Consider the following 18265-nt stretch of genomic DNA (forward strand, 5'->3'; position numbering starts at 1 on the left):
ACCGTCATTGCGAGGAACTCGTGACAACATTGCGCAGCAATTTTGCACTGAAGGCGAGCGTTACCGCTCCGACGATCCGCCTGAGCCCGTCCGCACCGCCGGGCTCGACCCGGGCTGCACGCCCGGCCGTGACTGGCCGGCTGCGCCGCGGGCGCGCTGCCGCTCGCTGTCATGCAGCGACGGCTGGTACTTTGCGCGCGTGACGGCGAGCGTCGAGCCGCGCCAGGCGGCGAGCATCACCAGCGCGGAGCGGTCGCTGAGGCGGTCGTAGAGCCGCGACAGCCGGTAGACCGAATCCACCGAATTGCCGATCGCCGGCTTGAAGAACAAGAGGATGCGCTGGAAGTTCGGGCTCGGCATGTCGAGTGCGCGGGCGGCCACTGCAAGTGCCTCGCCGCCGGCATCGTCGACGATCTGCGCTGCGACCCGCGAGGGCAGGATCAGGGTATCGCCGAGTTCGTAGGTGAAACTCTCGATATCGCCCGCGATCGCCGCCATCTCCAGGATCTGGATCGCGCGCCTGGTGTGCACGCTCGGAATCCGCGGCGCGGCCTTCAGCGGCGTTTGCGCCAGATTGTGCAGGATCAGCGCGCGCTGGCTCGCATCGGCGCCGAAGAACATGTCGTGGATCTCGGCCGCTTCCTTCGGCTGCATCGCCATGTTGGCGGCCATGCGCGCTTCCGCGTCGGTCGGTGTGCGGGCAGGCGAGGGGGCGATGGCGGCACGCGGGATCTCGCGTGCGAGCGGCACCCTGCGGCCTTCTTGCGCCGCGACCAGCCCGAGCTTCTGCAGCACCGGGACCGGCGTCTGCGGATAGATCGCAAGCTTCGCCTTGACGGAGGCGCGCGTCGCATCGTCGACCTGGTCGATCAGCCGCGTGGCGAGCTCGATGAACTGCCGCTGCTCGTCCTCGCTGTGGGTGGGCGCCTGGACATAGAGGTCGGTCAGCACCCGCAGCAGCGTCGGGCGAACGTCGACGCCCTCGCGGCGGGAGAGTGTCATCAGCCCGTCGAATCCGGGAAACAGCGACTTGGTCATGGAGGCGTACGCAACTTGGAAAAGACTGTTGCCTCAGCCTATCAGGGGTTCCTTTAAAGGCTCCTTAAGGAAAACGAAGTGTGAAGCAAACCCGCTCATTTCAGCCGTTTCGTGTCGCCGCGGGACGCACGGGCCGGCCCGTGCGGCTACGGTCCGAAACCTTTGTTTACATCCCGTTAACCATAAACTGATCCTAATGACCCCCATGTTGCAGGGGCGCATTTTGTCGCGCGGCAATTGAGAGAGCTGACATGGGGACCATCATCGAATTTCCGGCCGGTCGCCGGGTGGGCTCGTCGGGGGATGTCACACCGCGCGCGGACATGGGGACGATTTTGATCCTTCCCGTCATCCGCATCGAGCGCGACGCGGACGAAACCAGCGGCGATCGCGGACCGGAAGCGGGCACAGCGCCGGGGCGCCGTCGTCGTCGCCGCTAGGCTCCGGCTTTTGCAATGCCGGAATTCATCCGCCAGATTCGCACGATCGTATCGGCCATCCTGTTCGCAGCGGTGGGCGCGACGCTTGCCGGCTGCAGCGGCGGCGATTTCGGACGGACCCGTGCCGACATGCGCAGCGACGACATGCATCGCTGGCTCGGCCTCGAGGCCACGGGTAGCCTCGGCCTCAAGGCTTCGCAATTCCAATTGACCGACGAGGAGCGCCAGCTTCGCGACCTCGCCTATCCCATGATCGAGCCTCCGCTGTCGCGCCCGGCCTGGAAGAGCGTGTTCGGCGACTACAAGGCCCTGCCGTCGCCGTGGCGCCAGAAGATCGTGTTCGACCGCACCATGTACGGGCGCACGCTGATCGACGAACCGCATCGCTCGCATTCTTCACGCTATGCGCAGCTGATCGAGGACGTGCGCAACGACATCACGCGTTTTGAACCGTTCTTTGCCTCGGCCATCCGCGTCATCGATCTCGACAAGAAGCGCGAGGCCAGCATGGCGCGCGTCTCGGCGCTGTCGCCGCAGGAAAAGGACGATGCCGTCGCACGCATGCAGGAGAACTCGCTGATCATCCAGTGGGTGCAGCTGTCGCTGGAGCAGCGCGTCTCGTCCTATCGCTTTGCCCTGGAGCGTCTGGTGATCCAGGCGCCCGACGCCATGGCCGCGGATGCCGATCGGCTGATCGGCGAACTCGCAGCGCAAACCGCCAATCCCCCGGTTCAGTCGCAGCCGGCCTATGGCCGCGCGGTGGTGTCGAAGGGCTAACGGCGCATCGCCACGCTCATATCCTCTGGGTCACCAGCCTGAGGGCGCCGGCAATGCCGGTCGCGACCAGCAGGATCACGGCCATTCCGATCATGCCGGCGTTGAAGGAGCCTGTCGTATCCTTCAGCAAGCCGACCATGTAGGGACCGACGAAGCCGCCGAACGCACCGACGGAGTTGATGAACGCGATGCCGCCGGCCGCAGCGCACCCGTCAGGAAGCCCTGCGGGATGGTGTAGAACACCGTCCGCGCGGAGATCGTACCGACCAGTGCCAGCGTCAGGCAGGCGAGCGCCGGAATGAGCGAGGTGAAGACGACGGACAGCGCAAGGCCGAGGGCACCGAGGATCAGCGCGGCCATGAGGTTGTAGATCTTCTGCCCTTTCCGATCGACCAGACGTGCCCAGAGCAGCATGCCGATCGTCGCGAACAGGTAGGGAATGGCCGAGAGCCAGCCGACTTCCATGTTGCTGAGGCCGTGGCCTTTCAGGATCAGCGGCAGCCAGATGCCGATGCCGTAGGAGCCGATCGTGAAGGCGAAGGTGATCGCGGTGAGCATCAGCACCCGCGTGTCTTTCATCGCGGCCCACAGATCCTTCTTGGGCTTGTCGTGCTTGTCGCCGGCAAGCGCGGACAGGAGCGCGTGTCGCTCGGCCGGCGTTAGCCACCTGGCCTGCTCGGGCGTATCGGCAAGCAGAACCAGGCAGAGAACACCGAGCGCGCAGGCCGGAAGTCCCTCGATCAGAAACATCCATTGCCAGCCCGCAAAGCCCCAGAAACCATCCATGCCGAGCAGGGCCGCCGAGATCGGACTGCCGAGCAGCGAGGAGAGCGGCGTTGCCGCCATGAACAGGGCCAGCACGCTGGTGCGGTTCTTTTCCGGAAACCAGATCGAGATGTACCAGATCACACCTGGAAAGAAGCCGGCCTCGAACACACCGAGGAGGAAGCGGATCACATAGAAGCTGTAGGGGCCCGTCGCAAACGCGGTCGCAGCGGCAGCGAGGCCCCAGGTGATCATGATGCGTGCCAGCCAGCGCCGCGCGCCGAACCGGTACATCATCATGTTGCTGGGGACTTCCAGCAGGCAGTAGCTGAAGAACAGGATGCCGGCGCCCCAGCCGAATTGCGTGGCGCTCAGCCCGATATCCTTGTTCATTTGCAGCGCAGCAAAGCCGACGCTGGTGCGGTCGAGATAGTTGAAGAGATAGGCGAGGCCCAGCAGCGGGACCAGCCGCCAGGTGTTTTTGGAAATGGCGCTTGCGAGCAGTGCTGCATCCGGACTGCCGTCCGTGAACGATCCATTGGCCGTGATCTCGGTCATGCGCCAAACCTCCCATGCATCCAGGCCGGTTACCCCTGGGGAGCCCGGCTGTGTTAGGTTCAGGCATGCCAGACCGAGCGGACGATGGTCCAATCGCTAATGTTTTGGAATCGATAACCGGGAGGAAGAGGTGGACCTTCGCGACCTCACTTATTTCGAGGTGATCGCTGATCTCGGCCATATGGGCCGGGCCGCCGACAAGCTCGGACGCACCCAGCCCGCTCTGACCAAATGCATCCAGCGTCTTGAGGATGCAGTCGGGGCCGATCTGTTCGAGCGGACCGGACGCGGCATCACCCTCACGCGCGTCGGCGAGGTGCTGCTCGCACGCGCGCGCCGCATGCGCGAGGCCATGGAGGAGTCGCTGCGTGAGGTGACTGATTTTGCCGCCGGCACCGCCGGACGCGTCGGGATTGGCTGCGGCGCGACGATGGGCGAGTACCTGCTGCCGCAGATCTGCCGCGCCATCATTGCGGATGCGCCTGGGCTTGCGATCGAAGTGCAGATCGGCATGAGCGGCGTGGTTAGGGCGGCGCTTCGCGAACGAATCCTCGACGTTGCCATCGGTCCGATCCTTCCCTCCGACGAGCAGGAATTCGCGCACGAAGCCTTCGGCATGGACGACGTCGTCGTCGTCGCGGCAAAGGACCATCCGTTGTGCGGCCAACGGCTCGCGATCGAGGATCTCGTCGCCGCGAAATGGGTGCTGCCGGCCCGCACCGTGGCGATGCGGCAATGGCTCGACAACGTCTTCGAGGCGCATGGCCTGCCGCCGCCCAATGTCCAGATCGAGACCAACTCGATCACGACATTGCCGAAGCTGATCGCCGATACGGCGCTGCTCAGCTTCACGTCGACGCGAAACCTGCATCCGCTTCGGCTGGGCACCCAGCTCGACCGGTTGATGATCGACACCACGACAATGCGTCGGCCGCTCGGCTTCGTCACCCGCCGCGACGGTTATCTCTCTCCCGCCGCGCAGCGCGTCGTCGGCCTGCTCAAATCCAAGGGGCGCGACTTCCTCGAACAGGTCACGTTGCCTGGCATGACGGATGGCGCGGCAGCCAAGCCGACCATCGTGGTCAACCGCACGGAGCGAGTCCATAAACGCGCGCGGCAGTCGCGCTGAACAGGTTCATGCGATCGCTCTGGCCGGCGTGACGCGTCAGGCGTTTGAACGCATTCCACACGGTGCCATATCCATAAGAGCCCTTGTCGACCGGAAAATTGCTTTCGAACATGCATCGCTGCGCGCCGAACACCTCGATGCAAGTCTCGATGTAAGGACGCCAGGCTGAGGCGAGCGTTTCCGAGGACGGCGGGACGTCATGGGTCTCGAAGCCGAATCCGTTGATGCGCATGCCGAGACCGCCGAGCTTGACGCAGACATTGTCGCAAGCTGCGAGTTCGCGGATGGCACGCGACCATGCGGCGAAAATGTCCTTGCGCTGGTCCCTGTAGGCGCCGATCCCCACGATGCCGCCGAGATGATCGAGCACGATCGTCGTCCGCGGAAAGGCACGCGCAAGCGCGGTCAGCTCGCCGATTTGCGGATGGAACAGCCACGCGTCGAACACGAGCCCAAGGGGTGCCAGTCGCGCAAAGCCCGCGCGGAATGTGCTGTCGCCGAGCAAGCCGGGCGGGCCGGCGCTCAGCGGGTTCATCAGGCTTCGGTCGGCATCCCACACCGTGATGTGCCGGATGCCGCGGAATCGTCCGGGTGCCGCGGCGACGTGAGCCTCCAGCACAGAAGCGACCCGATCGCCGAGACACAGATCGGCATGGCCGACGATCCCGGCACAAAGCTGCCGCGGGCCGTATTGGCCGCTCGCGCTCATGGCCGCGACACCGTTGACGAATTCGGTCTCGCCGACGACGCGCATCGCGGCGGGGGCATCGGCGCGGTACATCGCCTGGCACTGCATGAAAACGCTGGCCGTGATGATGTGGCCGCTTGCTGCGATATCGGCGTGATATTCGTCGAACAGATATCTCCAGTTCGGCCGGTCCCAGAGATGATGATGGGCGTCGATGATCGGCAGCTCGGGTTCGAGCGCCTCCTCGACACCGCGCGCCAGCCAATCAGGCCGCACGGCGAGATAGTTGCCGCCTGCTGCCTGGGATGACGTCACTTGGGATGACGTCACTTGGCGAAATCCCGCGGAGCGGGGCCGGTGTAGCGATAGGGGATGCCCGGCGGCATCGGGCCCTTGATGCGGCCGCCCTGCTGCGATTGCTCCCACGCATGGGCAAGGATACCGACCGAGCGCGAGAGAATGAACAGGCCGCGCCCCAGCGCAGGTGCAAAGCCCAGCTCCGAATAGATCACGGCGGTAGCGCCGTCGATGTTCATCGGAATCGTCCGGCCCTTGCGCTGCTGCATCGCCGCTTCGACGCCGCGGCCGATCTCGGCGAAGCGGCCGGACACGACCCCGTTCGTGCGCGCGCTGTCGACCAGTGCGAGCAGTCGCGGCGAGCGGGGATCGAGCGGATGAAAGCGATGCCCGAACCCCGGTACGATCTTTCCGTTCGCCGCGATGAAGGCGTCGAGGCCCTGTTCGACAGCGGTCGTCAGTTCGACGCCCGCGTCCTGGCGCTTCGCGATGTCGGCGTACAGCTCCATGCATTGTTCGCCGGCGCCACCATGAATGTCGTCGAGCACGTTGATGGCCGAGGCCATCGCGCCGTTGAGGGGAAGGCCGCATGTCACGGCCATCCGCCCGATCGCAATCGACGGCGCCTGCGGACCGTGGTCCACGGCGGCGACCAGTGCTGCTTCCAACAGCGCGCCTTGCTCGGGCGAGGGCAGATCGCCCCTCAGCATCAGCCATATCATCTGCGGAAACGACACCCGGCCGATCAACTGCTCGATCGGAAAGCCGCGGAAGCGGATCACGCCGGGCTTCATGTCGATGATGTCGGTCGACCACCATTGGGTGGCCTTTTGCAGCAGGTCTGCGGAGCCTTGATCGGTCATGGAATCTGTCCTCTTACGTGCTTGAAGTTTCGGCGCGCGCCTTCAGGTCCGGCATCTTGACGGTCTCTTTCACCGTCGGCCGGTTGTCGAAGGCGACGACGCCGCGTTGGCCGAGTGCTGCGATCTCGCCGTCCGCGAAGCCGAGCTGCCTGAGCCATCTCTCGGTGTCCTGGCCGAGGCTCGGTGGTGGCGACGGCTCCGGATAGTCGGTCTCGAGCCGGAAGCCGGGTCGGGTGACCCGCATCGTCTGTCCGCCGGTCACTGTCGCATTCAGATGCTCCACGAATTTGCGGCCGACGATCTGCTCTTCCTTCAGCACCTCCGGCACGCTCAGGACACAGCCCGCCGGAACGCCCTTGGCGTTGAACAGCGTCTCCCATTCGGCGGCGGATTTGGCGGCGAGGGCGGCTTCGAGCTCGCGCTTCAGGGCAACGCGATAGTCCTTGCGCGACTGCCGTTCGCTGAACCGCGGATCGGACTTCAGCTCGGGCTTTCCGACGATGTCGCAGAGCGCCTCATACTGCTTCTGCTCGTTGGCCGCGATGTTGAGCGGCCCGGAGCCGGTCGCAAACGTGCCGGACGGAGCCGCCGTGAAATTCTCGTTGCCGATCGGCTGCGGATCGACATTGCCGTTGAGGTGATTGGAAACCACCCAGCCCATGGCGGCCAGGGTCGATTCGAGCAGCGAGACGTCGATCTTCCGCCCGCGCCCGCTCTGGCGCTGCTCGACCAGCGCCGCCGTGATCGCAAACGATGCGGTGAGGCCCGCAATGGTGTCGGCGATCGGAAAGCCGGTGCGCAAGGGCGCGGTCTCGGCGTCGCCCGTGACGCTCATGACGCCGGACAATCCCTGGACGATCTGATCGTAAGCGGGCCGGCCCGCCCAGGGGCCGTCCTGTCCAAAGCCCGAGATCGCACAATAGACGATGCGCGGATTGCGCCTTGCGAGCACCTCGTAGCCGAGCCCCAGCCGCTCCATCACCTTCGGGCGGAAATTCTCCAGCACGACGTCCGCCGTCTCGACGAGGCGCAGGAAAATCTCCTTGCCCTCGTCGGCCTTGAAATCGATCGCGACGGATTGCTTGTCCGCGTTCACCGCGACGAAGGACAGCCCCATCAGGTTCTTCGCCATGGCCGGATCAGCGCCGAGCCGGCGCGCCAGATCGCCGCCCTTTGGATTCTCGACCTTGATGACCTCGGCGCCGAGACGCGCAAGCTGATAGCCGCAGAACGGACCGGCCAGCACGTTGGAGAGATCGAGGATGCGAATGCCGGCGAGGGGCAATGTCATGTGGTGTCCTCCGGATGACGAAACTGTTCGAGAGCTCAGACGAGGCCGAGCCAGTGCCACCAGGTCGCGGCGCACAGCGCATAGAGCAGGCAGGCGACGATGCAGACGATCACGCCGACTTTCGGAAAGTCCTCGACGCGAAGCCGGCCGGTGCCGTAGACGAGGATGTTCGGCAGGGTGTTGTAGAACATCAGCAGCGGGTAGCCGCCGATGATCATGCCGGCCGGCAGCGCCAGCGCGACCGGGTTGACGCCCGCAGTCGTCGCCATTGCCAGGATGATCGGCAGCAGGGCGGTCGCCATGGCGGTCGTGCCGACGAACATCACATGCATGAACTGCACGATGAACATCACGACCACGATGACGACCAGCGCCGAGGCACCGGCGAGGCCAAGCGCGTGGAAGATCGAATTCGCCAGCCAGTTGGCGGCGCCGGTCTTCAGCAGAATGTCGCCGAGCGAGACGCCGCCGCCCGCAATCAGCAGCACCTGCCAGGAGACGCCTTTGTTGGCATCGTTCCAGTCCATCACGCCGAAGCGCGGCAGAAACAGGAGGCAGGCCCCCATCAGGCAGACGACGGTCGTGTCCAGTCCGGTCAGACCCTGCGTCGCCCAGAGGCAGGTCACAAGGACGAACACGGTCAGCGCGCGCCATTCGGCGGATGTCATCCGGCCCATCGCGGCGAGATTCTGCGTTATCCGTGCGTCGGCCTGCTCGTGACCGGCTTTGAATTCCGGCGGAAACACCCGCTGGATCACCCACCAGGTGAACAGGGTCATCGCCAGCGCCGGCGGGAATCCATAGAGCAGCCATTCGGCATAGGTGATGGTGTGGCCGCTCGTCTTGGCGACGAACTCGACCGTGACGGGATTCGGCACCGTGGCCGTCAGCACACCGGCGCCGATCGTCGCGTTCGTCATCGTCAAGGTGAGGAGCAGGTTGATCGCAAACGGCGAGCGCGCGCCGGCTCCGAAGATCGTCAGGATGCTGAGGCATTCCGGCAGCAGGATTGCCGTGCGCGCCGTCGACGACGGCACGAGGAAGGCGAGGGCGATATTGACCAGCGTCACGCCGAGCGTGATCCGTGTCGGCTCGCTGCCGAAGCGCGCCAGGATGATGTAGGTGATCCGCTCGGCAAGGCGCGTCTTCACCATTGCGGTCGCGAGGATGAAGGCGCCGACGATCAGATACACCGGCGAGGCGGAGAAGCCGTCGAGCGCAGTCCGCAGCGGGGCCGTTCCGGTCAGCACCGCAAGCGGAACGACCATCAGGCTCGCGATCGCGAGCGGTATCGCTTCGGTCAGATAGAGCACGAAAATGCCCCCGAACAGCGCCAGCGCCTTGTGGCCCTGCAAGGACAGCGTCTCCGGGGTGGGGCTGAGCCAGATGGCGGCCGCGACGACGACGGCGAGGGGAACGCCGATCGCCCTCAGCATCGCCTCCAGCGATCGGGGCGCGTGCGCGCCGGCCTCCGCGTGAGCGTGAGATGACACGAGTTTTCTCCCTGTCGAAGCATGCGGCGATGGATCGGTGCCATCACGGTTTTGGAGCCGTGCTTCGGGGATGCGAGTAGCTTGGCCGCCGGACCTGCGTCCAATTGCAAGTTTTCAGGAGACCATAACCGGCAGGAATGTGCGGCGTTCGCGCGTGAGAACTTGCGCGCTCCACTCCGCCGGGCTTGCGGAGCCGACGCATCCGGTTGCGACCGTCTCGGCGTCGGGTCGAGCGGCCATCCCGAGCGGCCGTGATCGCGGACGCACCAACAACCTTGGCGAGGATGATGTTAATACACTACCGGGGCGGGCGTTCCGGGAACCTGTGTCGGCCGCGGCCCGCGCGGTTCAGCAAATGGTCGAACCGCTCCGAATGGTGCTTGTTCTCCCAAGCCATCGCGATAGGATTGTGCCGTTATACCAAGTCAATTTGCACGAAGGTCTTTTGAGATGAGCATCAATTCCGCGATGCCGCTTGACGCCCGTCGAAATTTCACGCCCCTGCGAAAGTTGCTCGCCCTTGCCATCCTGCTCGGATCGAGCGGATCCGCCGCCGCACTGACCAAGGAGGCGGCGATCGAGAACTGCCGGATGACCGTCGGCAAGCCGATCGTGCAGGCGTGCATGCAGGCCCAGGGAGGCCGCAGGGCTGGTGCCGATATCGAGGGCTGTCGCGCCAAGGCCAAACCGCAGGTCCATGCCTGCGTGCTCGCCGCGCTCAATGCCGCGAACGGACGCGCCAATGTCGCCGTCGAGGCGCCGAAGGAGGAGGCGCCCAAGCTGGCGCCGGGGACCGCGCTGCCGAAGGATTTCATCGCGCCGCCGCGCACCATCTCCGACATCACCGCGATCCTCGACAGCGAAAAGCCGAACGAAAAGCTGATCGCTGAGCTGAAGCAGGACGCGGATTCGGCGCCCACCGGCAAGGAGTCCCGCGAGGATCTCGCCCAGTTCTATTTCGATCGTGCGAATGCGCGCTCCCAGCTCGGGCGGCTTGCCGAGTCCATCGCTGACGCCAACAAGGCCGTCGAGGTGGGACGCGGCGCGATCAGCGCGGCCATGATGGGTCGGCTGACCCAGCTCGCCGCCATCCAATATTCGGCCAATGGCGATCCAAAGCGCGCGCTCGAGATCATGCAAAGGCAGTTGCGCGAGGTCGCCACCATGCCGGGCGCGAAGGGGTATCTGTTCAACGCCAATCGCTCGATCGCCGGCATTCTCATTCAAATGGGTGATGTGCCGCAAGCCGAGGGCTATCTGCGCCGCAGCTTGGCCGGCATCCAGGAGGCTCGCACGAGCGGCCTTCCCGGCTGGCGCACCTCCTACGCGCGGATGGGGCAGAATTGGGAGGCGGAAATCGAGGGCACCCGCGCCATGATCTTCGAGGCGCGCGGACAATTCAAGGAAGCCGAAGCCTCCTATCGCCTGGCCGAGCAGCGCAAGCGCGCCGGCATGAAGGCCGTGATGGAGTCGGAAAATCCGCCCGCCGAAACCGTTGTCTTGCAGTCGATCGACTACATGGTCTTGAGCGAGGCCCGCATGAAGGCCCGGCAGGGCAGGCTCGCCGAAGCGGAGGTCGATGCGCGCCGGGCGCTGCTGTCGCGTCTGAAGGACACCGGCAAGTACAATCCGGTCATGCCGCGCTACGTGATGGGATTGGCCGGAATCCTGGTCGACGAGGGCCGTTACGACGAAGCCGAGCAGCTCGGCCGCGTCGCGCTCGAGATCAACAAGACGGTCGGCGTGCCGGACGACTCGCAATCGACCGTGCAGCTGCTCTCGCAGCTTGCCGGCATCCTGAACATCCAGCGCAAGAATGCCGAAGCCAGCGACATGTTTGCGCGGATCGACAAGGCGGTCGCCAATTGGGATCCGCAACGCCGCCAGGTCATCGAGCTCAACCCGGCGCGCATTCTCGCGCTCTACAATTCCGGCCAGCTCGACGCCGGCATCGCCGCCGCCGAGCAACTGGTCAAGAAGCAGATCGGACGGGTCGGCGAGAACCATTTCGATGCGGCGTCGGCGCGCGGCACGCTTGCAATCGGCTTGATGCGCGCGCGGCGCGATGCCGACGCGATCCGGGAGTTCAAGGCTGCCATCCCGATCATGATGGCGAACGCAAACGAGAACGCCGACGACGAGAACACCACCGTCGTGGCCGCGCGCAGCCAGCGGCTCCAGAACATAGTCGAGAGCTACCTCCTGCTGCTGGCGCGGGCCGAAGGCACCGGCAGCGGCATCGGTGAGGAGACGTTTGGCCTGGCCGACGCGATCCGCGGCCGCTCCGTGCAGCAGGCGCTGGCCGCCTCCAGCGCGCGTGCGGCGGCGAAGGATCCCGCGCTGGCCGAGCTCGTGCGCAAGGAGCAGGACCTCACCAAGCAGGTCAACGCCCAGCTCGGCACGCTCACCAACGTTCTCGCCATTCCCTCGGCGGAGCGCGACGAGAAGGGCGCGCAGCAGATCCAGGCCTCGATCGTCGCCTTGCGTGGCGAGCGCGACAAGGCGCGCCAGGAGATCAAGCAGAAGTTTCCGGTCTACGCCGATCTGGTCTCGCCGAAGCCGCCGGCCGTCGCCGAAATCCGTGCGACGCTGGCCGAGAACGAGGCCATGCTGTCGTTCTATTTCGGGCAGTATGGCAGCTTCGTCTGGGCCGTGCCGAAATCGGGGCCGGTGGCGTTCGCGGCCGTCAAGGCCAGCATCGGCGACGTCGAGACCAAGATCCGCAAGCTGCGCGAGGCGCTCGAGCCGCAGGCTGCGATGATCTCGGACATTCCGCCGTTTGATCTCAAGCTCGGCTACGAGCTCTACGAGCTGTTGCTGAAGCCGGTCGAGAGCGGATGGAAGCCGGCCAGGAACTTGATCGTGGTCACGAATGGCGCGCTCGGCCTGCTGCCGCTGTCGCTGTTGCCGACGGCGCCCGCCGAGGTGGCCGCGGACGAGGATCCGCTCTTCGTCGGCTATCGGAACGTGCCATGGCTTGCGCGAACCCATGCCGTCTCGACGGTCCCCTCGGCCGCCGCCTTGCGCACGCTGCGGCAGTTGCCGCCCGGCAAGCCCGGCCGCGGCGATCTCGTGGCGTTTGGCGATCCCTATTTCAACACGGATCAGCAGGCCGAGGCGGAAGGCGCCGGCGAAAAGGTGCAGATCGCCGATGTCGGCGGCAACGTCACGCGCGGCATGCCGCTGAAGCGCCGCAACAGTCCGAAGCTCGACGGCGTCGACAGCGCCGAACTCGGCCTCTTGCCCCGCCTTCCCGACACGGCCGACGAACTCAAATCGATCGCGCTGGCGCTGCAGGCTGATCCTTCCAAGGTGCTGTTCCTCGGTAAGAACGCGACCGAGAGCGCGGTCAAGACGATGAACCTCTCCGGATTCAAGATCCTCGCATTTGCCACCCACGGCCTTGTGCCGGGCGAGCTCAACGGTTTGACCCAGCCGGCGCTCGCATTGTCTTCGCCAACGGTGACGGGTGAGGGCGGCGACGGCCTCCTGACCATGGAGGAGATCCTCGGCCTCAAGCTCGATGCCGACTGGGTCATCCTGTCGGCTTGCAACACCGGTGCCGGCGCCGGCGCCGGCGCGGAGGCCGCATCCGGACTTGGTCGTGCCTTCTTTTACGCGGGGACGCGCGCGCTGCTGGTGACGAACTGGTCGGTGCATTCGCAATCCGCGCGACAGCTGGTGACCGATCTGTTCAAGCGGCAGGCGGACGATCCAAAACTGTCGCGGAGCGAAGCGCTGCGGCAGGCGATGATGGCCCTGGCCGACGGCCCCGGTTACCTGAACGGCGAGGGCAAGACCGAGTTTGCCTATGCGCATCCGCTGTTCTGGGCGCCGTATACCATCATCGGCGATGGCGGCGTGCGATGATTGAGAAGATGGGAAGGACGATGACGCGGAATATCCTGTTCGGGCTCGTTGCGGCAAATCTTCTGGCGGCAGGTCTCCTGTTTTCGGGAACGTCGCGGGCAACGCAATTGATCACCGAAGACGAGGCCAAGCTGCCGCCCCCGAAGGGGGCGGTCACGACCGACCGGCGCGGTATCCTGCGCGGTCCGAAGGTGGAGTTCGTGTCGCCCGGTGATTCCGTCGCATCTCCCTTGAAACTCCAATTGAAGTTCGAGTCGTTCGGGGGCGCCAAGATCGATCCGGACTCCGTCAAGGTGATCTTCCTGCGCTCGCCGAACGTCGATCTGACGGCCCGGGTCAAGCCGTTCGTGCAGGCCGACGGGATCAACATGCAGGATGCGGAATTGCCGCCGGGCGATTACACCGTGCGGGTCGACATCAAGGACAGTGACGGACGGCCGGGTACGGCCATTTTTACCCTCAAGGTCGCCCCCAAGTGATGTGTCCCTACTGCCAGGCGAAGAATGCGGAGAGCGCCCTGGTTTGTGCGTCCTGTGCGCGAGACATCGCCGTCCCTGCGACGCTGATTGCGGAGCGCGACGATCTCCTGCGCAAGCGGGACCAGCTGCGCGATGAGCTGACGCGGGCCAGAGACGAGGTCGAGGCCATCATGCGGCGCAGGAAGTCGCGCTGACATGGAGTGTCCGTTCTGCGCCGAGACGATCAAGGACGAGGCCATAGCGTGTAAGCACTGCTCGCGCGATTTGCGCGTCGTGCGACCGACGCTTCTGGAGATCGAGGATATCGTTGCCGAGCTCGACCGGCTCAGGCGCGACCTCGACCGGGTCAATGTCCGGCTCGAGCGGTACAAGAATCCGCTGCGCTATTTCGGGACGCATGCCCTTCTCTACGTCATCGTTCCGGCCATCCTGCTGACGATCACGCATTTTCTGATCACCATCACCTTCAACCTCTCTCCGATCCCGCTCCGGATCGCGTCGATCATGGTCCCACTGCTGTTCGGGTTCGCAGCCTATCCCCTGCACAGGGTCTCGGCGCTGGGAGCGTTCGTGCTGGCGTTGCTGCTGGCCAGCGTCAGCATCCAGGCGATGCTGACGGTGACAGGACTGCACGACGGCGTTCCGATCCTGCCGACGGTGTGGGTCGAATGGCGGGAGGTGTTCGAATACGGCGCGAGCATCCTGCTCGCCTTCATCTCGGGAAATATCCTGGGAGTCGTGATCTTCCAGGTCCTGCCGCGCGTGCTCAGCCAGGGAGGCAAGCCGAACGCATTTGCCTTCAGGATGGCGCGTCTGCTCGGACAGCATGTCGGTGAGGAACAGCTCCGCCGCCGTGCCCGCCTGATTCAGGATCTGATGCAGACTGTGGGGCCGCTGGCGGGTGTCGCGGTAACGGCCGTTGGTTCGATTTATGCGGGCCTGAAGGGCTTGCTCGGCTAATCGTGGCCTCATTCGCGCAGGCCCGATCGGCGTTCGCGGCCGGCGGGCTTGCGTGCACCAGGGCGTGGTTCGTTCCGATCGCGCTTGGATCTCTGCTTCCGCAGCTTCCCGACAAAATCCTTCAACGCGTCTGCCAGCGGCACTGACGCGCGATAGGCGAGCCCGACCTCGCGCCTGACCTTCACCTCGATCTCCCGGATCGCGACATCCGGATGGCCCTTGGCCACGCCCTCGGGGACGATGGCGATGCCGATACCGGCCGCGACCAGCGCCATCGCCCAATCCTCCGATTGCGCGATCGCCGCGGAGGGACGTCGTTGTGCGGCGCGGCCGAAGAACGCGCTCTGCTCGCAATGGCAGCGATCGATCATGGGGAATTCGACGAGGTCGGCGGCGCGGAGCTTGTCCTTCAGCGTCAGCGGATGCGACGGCGGCAGCGCTGCGACATAGCGCTCGCTCCAGAGCGGGACGAAATGCTCGTCATCCCCAACCATGCTCTTCGAGATGATCCTGGCATCCGCGCGTTCGTCATGGCCTACGAGCCGGAGCGCCACATCGCTGCGCGCTGTCAGCGGCTTCAACAGCGCGATGGTCCGGGGCACGTCGAGCGTGCGCATCAGGCCGAGCGTGACCGTGGTCTTGGTGCTCGGTTTGCGGAACAGCTTTCGCGCCGCATCGGCCTCGTCGATGATGCGGCGGGCGACGGTGTGAAACTGCTCGGCCGAGGCGGTGGGCGCGACGCCCTTCTTGTGCCGGATGAACAGCGTGGTGCCGAGCTCGGCCTCCAGATTGGTGATCGCGGTTGAGATCGACGGCTGCGAAACGAAGCAGCTGCGTGCGGCTGCCGTGAGGCTGCGCTCGCGGTAGACGGCGGCGAAGTAGCGAAGCTCGCGGATATCCATAGGATGTGCCTAGAGATATTATCAATATTCGATATTTTACCTATGGATCGGGAAATGACAAGAACGGCCCGTTCACAACAGGCGAGCGTCATCCATGAAGATTCATCATCTCAACACCGGCACGATGTGCCCGATGGGCCGGCGGCTGGTGAACGGCACCGGCGGCCTGTTCCAGCGCGCCCGCATGGTCTGCCATTGCCTGCTGATCGAGACCGGTGACGGCCTCGCTCTGGTCGACACCGGCATCGGCCTCGGCGATATAGCCACGCCCGACCGGCTCGGGAAACGTTGGCTGCGGCAGACCGCGCCAAAGCTCGATCCGGCGGAGACGGCCGTGCAGCAAGTGAAGGCGCTCGGCTACTCCCCCAATGACGTACGCCACGTGCTGCTGACGCATCTCGACCGCGATCACGCCGGCGGCGTGCCCGACTTTCCCCACGCCGCGATCCACGTCCATCGCACCGAATACGACATGGCGGTGTTGCGAAAGCCCGCGCCGCCCGAGGGGCGCTATGTCGGGGGACAGTGGAGCCATGGGCCGAGCTGGAGTTTCTACGGTGAGGCCGGCGAGGACTGGTTCGGCTTCAAGGGCGTCCGTGCGCTCGGCGACCGGGAAGGGGACATCCTGATGATCCCGCTTGCCGGCCACACGCTCGGCCATTGCGGCATCGCGGTCCGCTCGGGCGACAAATGGCTGCTGCATGCCGGCGACAGCTATTTCCATCACGCCCAGCTCGACGCCTCACCGCGCGCGCCGCTGGTGCTCCGCTATTTCCAGCGCCGCGTCGACATGGACCGCGCCGCCCGTGTTGCCAACCAGGCGCGCCTGCGCGAGCTGAAATTGAGCCATGGCGACCGCGTGACGATTTTCAACAGCCATGATCCCGTCGACTACGAGAACTGCCGGTGTGGTGGGCACGTGTAAGGTTTAGCCCTCAACGAAATTGATCGGCTTGAGAAAATCCTGCTTGCCGATATCGACGCCGTTGTGGCGCAGGATGGCGTAGGCCATGGCGATGTGGAAGTAGGTGTTAGGGATCGTCATCTGCAAGAAATAATCCCGGCCGCCGAGGAATTTGCCGGGAGCCCAGGAGAGGCTGACCTTCTGCTCGCCCGCGTTGGCATATTGCGCCTCGGGGACACTTTTCACGAACGCGATGGTCTTCTTGATCCGGGCGCGCAGCTCGTCGATGGTGCGTTCGTTGTCCTCGTGCCTTGGCGGTGTCTGGCCCGAAAGCCAGGCGGCCGCGGCCTTGACGTAGTTGCAGGCGCTTTGCACCTGATAGGTGAAGTCCTGCATGTCGGGCGCGAGGCGGCTGCTCATCAGCACCGCCACATCGAATTTCTTCGCGGCTGCATGCTGCTCGGCCTTGTCGAGGCAGCTCAGGAGATTGGCAAGGTTTTGCGTGCACTGTGAAACGACGTCGTAATACATGGGCATCTTCCCTGACATTGCGCGGTCACGCCGTAGGGGCCGATGCCCGTGGCACCGACCCCGCTGGCTTTTGTAATCGCTACGCCGGCATGGTGCACGCCGCGGTGCGGGACGTTTCCGCCGCAGCGATACGCATCGTCGCGAGTTCGGCGAGGATGAAGGCCAAAACAGCAAGGCCCGCGCCGACAAAGCCGAGATAGTGCGCACCGACGAGCGGGATGGCCGCCGCACCGATCAAGCCTGCCGCAGACATGCCGAAGAACGAACCGGCAGTGTTGAGCCCAAGGAGAACGGGCGCGATCGACGGTGCCAGCGCAACGAGGCGATATTGCTGCGGCACCAAGAGGCCCCAACCCGCAGCGCCCCAGATCGCGACGACGGGGATTGCGGTCCACAGTCTGGCGCTGGTCCATGGCATGGTCGCGCTGACGATGGCGAGCACGACCAGCGTCGACAGGATGACCATGCGCGAGCCAATGCGGTCGATCAACCGGCCGAAGGCGAGGTTGGCGACCGTGCCGCCCGCGCCCCAGAGCACGAGCAGGGTGCCCAGCACGAGCGCGTCGTTGCCGATGGCGCGGTCGAAGGCGACGGCAAAGTAGGTGTAGACCGTAAAGATGCCGCTGAGATTAACCAGCGTCGTCGCAAGCGTCAGCAGAATGCGGGAGTCGGCCAACGGCGCGAGGCGCTTGGAGAGCGAGACGGCTGGTGGCAGCGGCACGTCGGTCAGGAACGCCCAGACACCGAGGCCGGCGGCCGTCCCGAGGGCGGCGACGAACAGCATCGTGTAGCGCCAGTCGCCGAGGCCGCCGATCACCGCGCCCGTGGGCGAACCCAGTGCAGTTGAAAGCGTCAGTCCGGCGACAACGATGGAGAGTGCATAGCCGCGCCGCTCGGGCGGCACCAGCATCGCGGCGGAGCCGGTCGCGGTGGGTGAGAACATCGCGGCGCCGACGCCGGCCAGTGCGCGGGTCAGCAGCGCAATGGTGAAGGTCGGCGAGATCGCGGTCGCGAGGTTCGCAAGCACGAACACGGCGGCGCCTGCGATCAGCATGGTCTTGCGAGAGACGCCAGCTGCGAGCGCGGCGATGGTCGGCGACAGCAGTGCGAACGTCACCGAGTAGATCGTGGTCATTTGCCCGGCAGCTCCAATGCTGACATCGAAATGCCTGGCGATTTCGGGAAGCACGCCGGCCACGACGAAACTGTCGGTGCCGAGCGCGAACATGCCGATCGAGAGGACGAGAAGGCGGCGGTCCATGATTGTTGTCCTTGATGGG

General features: G+C 65.2%; 18 protein-coding genes. 8 read left to right on the forward strand and 10 right to left on the reverse strand.

From position 1 onward, the window contains the following. Positions 1-60 precede the first annotated feature (60 nt). Positions 61-1038, reverse strand: coding sequence for a DUF2336 domain-containing protein (locus NLM32_RS17440; RefSeq protein ID WP_254130163.1), 978 nt, complete (start codon positions 1036-1038; stop codon positions 61-63). 251 nt (positions 1039-1289) lie between these two features. Here NLM32_RS17440 and NLM32_RS17445 point away from each other — a divergent pair, with 251 nt between their 5' ends. After that, positions 1290-1478 carry a hypothetical protein gene (locus tag NLM32_RS17445; RefSeq protein WP_254130164.1) on the forward strand — a complete coding sequence of 63 codons (189 nt, stop codon included), beginning with the start codon at positions 1290-1292 and terminating at the stop codon, positions 1476-1478. Between the two features lie 15 nt (positions 1479-1493). Continuing rightward, complete coding sequence (locus NLM32_RS17450; RefSeq protein WP_254130165.1) at positions 1494-2255, forward strand: hypothetical protein; 762 nt, start codon at positions 1494-1496, stop codon at positions 2253-2255. 16 nt (positions 2256-2271) lie between these two features. On the opposite strand, the gene NLM32_RS45830 is transcribed toward NLM32_RS17450, so the two are convergent. Together NLM32_RS45830 and NLM32_RS17455 are read right to left on the reverse strand one after the other, a co-directional pair. Further along, positions 2272-2394, reverse strand: coding sequence for a hypothetical protein (locus tag NLM32_RS45830; RefSeq protein WP_256568264.1), 123 nt, complete (start codon positions 2392-2394; stop codon positions 2272-2274). Then, a complete protein-coding gene (locus tag NLM32_RS17455; protein WP_254130166.1) occupies positions 2379-3578 on the reverse strand; it encodes an MFS transporter in 1200 nt (399 codons plus the stop codon). Before NLM32_RS17455 ends, NLM32_RS45830 begins: the two co-directional genes overlap by 16 nt. A gap of 130 nt (positions 3579-3708) precedes the next feature. Between NLM32_RS17455 and NLM32_RS17460 the strand changes: the two genes are divergently transcribed. After that, positions 3709-4707 carry a LysR family transcriptional regulator gene (locus NLM32_RS17460; protein WP_254130167.1) on the forward strand — a complete coding sequence of 333 codons (999 nt, stop codon included), beginning with the start codon at positions 3709-3711 and terminating at the stop codon, positions 4705-4707. Here NLM32_RS17460 and NLM32_RS17465 read toward each other — a convergent pair. The 4 genes from NLM32_RS17465 to NLM32_RS17480 are packed head-to-tail and all read right to left on the reverse strand — an operon-like array spanning position 4661 to position 9339. After that, positions 4661-5725 (reverse strand): amidohydrolase, encoded by a 1065-nt coding sequence (locus NLM32_RS17465; RefSeq protein WP_254130168.1) that lies wholly within the window; start codon positions 5723-5725, stop codon positions 4661-4663. The genes NLM32_RS17460 and NLM32_RS17465 overlap by 47 nt on opposite strands. Beyond that, complete coding sequence (locus NLM32_RS17470; RefSeq protein ID WP_254130169.1) at positions 5722-6555, reverse strand: citryl-CoA lyase; 834 nt, start codon at positions 6553-6555, stop codon at positions 5722-5724. The genes NLM32_RS17465 and NLM32_RS17470 overlap by 4 nt, the downstream gene beginning before the upstream one ends. A gap of 13 nt (positions 6556-6568) precedes the next feature. After that, positions 6569-7846, reverse strand: coding sequence for a CaiB/BaiF CoA-transferase family protein (locus NLM32_RS17475; protein WP_254130170.1), 1278 nt, complete (start codon positions 7844-7846; stop codon positions 6569-6571). Positions 7847-7881: 35 nt separating this feature from the next. Next, entirely contained in the window at positions 7882-9339 is a 1458-nt protein-coding gene (locus NLM32_RS17480; RefSeq protein WP_254130171.1) for a DASS family sodium-coupled anion symporter, read from the reverse strand. 450 nt (positions 9340-9789) lie between these two features. Here NLM32_RS17480 and NLM32_RS17485 point away from each other — a divergent pair, with 450 nt between their 5' ends. From NLM32_RS17485 to NLM32_RS17500, 4 genes are read left to right on the forward strand one after another with little or no spacing between them, the layout of a single operon-like run. Continuing rightward, entirely contained in the window at positions 9790-13209 is a 3420-nt protein-coding gene (locus tag NLM32_RS17485) for a CHAT domain-containing protein (protein WP_254130172.1), read from the forward strand. A 20-nt stretch (positions 13210-13229) separates the two neighbouring features. Further along, positions 13230-13688 carry a hypothetical protein gene (locus tag NLM32_RS17490; RefSeq protein WP_254130173.1) on the forward strand — a complete coding sequence of 153 codons (459 nt, stop codon included), beginning with the start codon at positions 13230-13232 and terminating at the stop codon, positions 13686-13688. After that, on the forward strand, positions 13688-13882 hold the full coding sequence (locus NLM32_RS17495) for a hypothetical protein (protein ID WP_254135337.1): 195 nt from the start codon (positions 13688-13690) through the stop codon (positions 13880-13882). Before NLM32_RS17490 ends, NLM32_RS17495 begins: the two co-directional genes overlap by 1 nt. Before the next feature lies 1 nt (position 13883). Continuing rightward, a complete protein-coding gene (locus tag NLM32_RS17500) occupies positions 13884-14648 on the forward strand; it encodes a hypothetical protein (RefSeq protein ID WP_254130174.1) in 765 nt (254 codons plus the stop codon). An 8-nt stretch (positions 14649-14656) separates the two neighbouring features. On the opposite strand, the gene NLM32_RS17505 is transcribed toward NLM32_RS17500, so the two are convergent. Then, complete coding sequence (locus NLM32_RS17505; RefSeq protein ID WP_254130175.1) at positions 14657-15550, reverse strand: LysR family transcriptional regulator; 894 nt, start codon at positions 15548-15550, stop codon at positions 14657-14659. 94 nt (positions 15551-15644) lie between these two features. On the opposite strand from NLM32_RS17505, the gene NLM32_RS17510 reads away from it, so the two are divergent. Next, entirely contained in the window at positions 15645-16475 is an 831-nt protein-coding gene (locus NLM32_RS17510; protein WP_254130176.1) for an MBL fold metallo-hydrolase, read from the forward strand. 3 nt (positions 16476-16478) lie between these two features. On the opposite strand, the gene NLM32_RS17515 is transcribed toward NLM32_RS17510, so the two are convergent. After that, a complete protein-coding gene (locus NLM32_RS17515; protein WP_254130177.1) occupies positions 16479-16985 on the reverse strand; it encodes a DUF1993 family protein in 507 nt (168 codons plus the stop codon). Positions 16986-17064: 79 nt separating this feature from the next. Then, entirely contained in the window at positions 17065-18246 is a 1182-nt protein-coding gene (locus NLM32_RS17520; protein ID WP_254130178.1) for an MFS transporter, read from the reverse strand. Between the last annotated feature and the right edge of the window lie 19 nt (positions 18247-18265).

This window comes from Bradyrhizobium sp. CCGUVB14 (assembly GCF_024199935.1).
Taxonomy (GTDB): domain Bacteria; phylum Pseudomonadota; class Alphaproteobacteria; order Rhizobiales; family Xanthobacteraceae; genus Bradyrhizobium.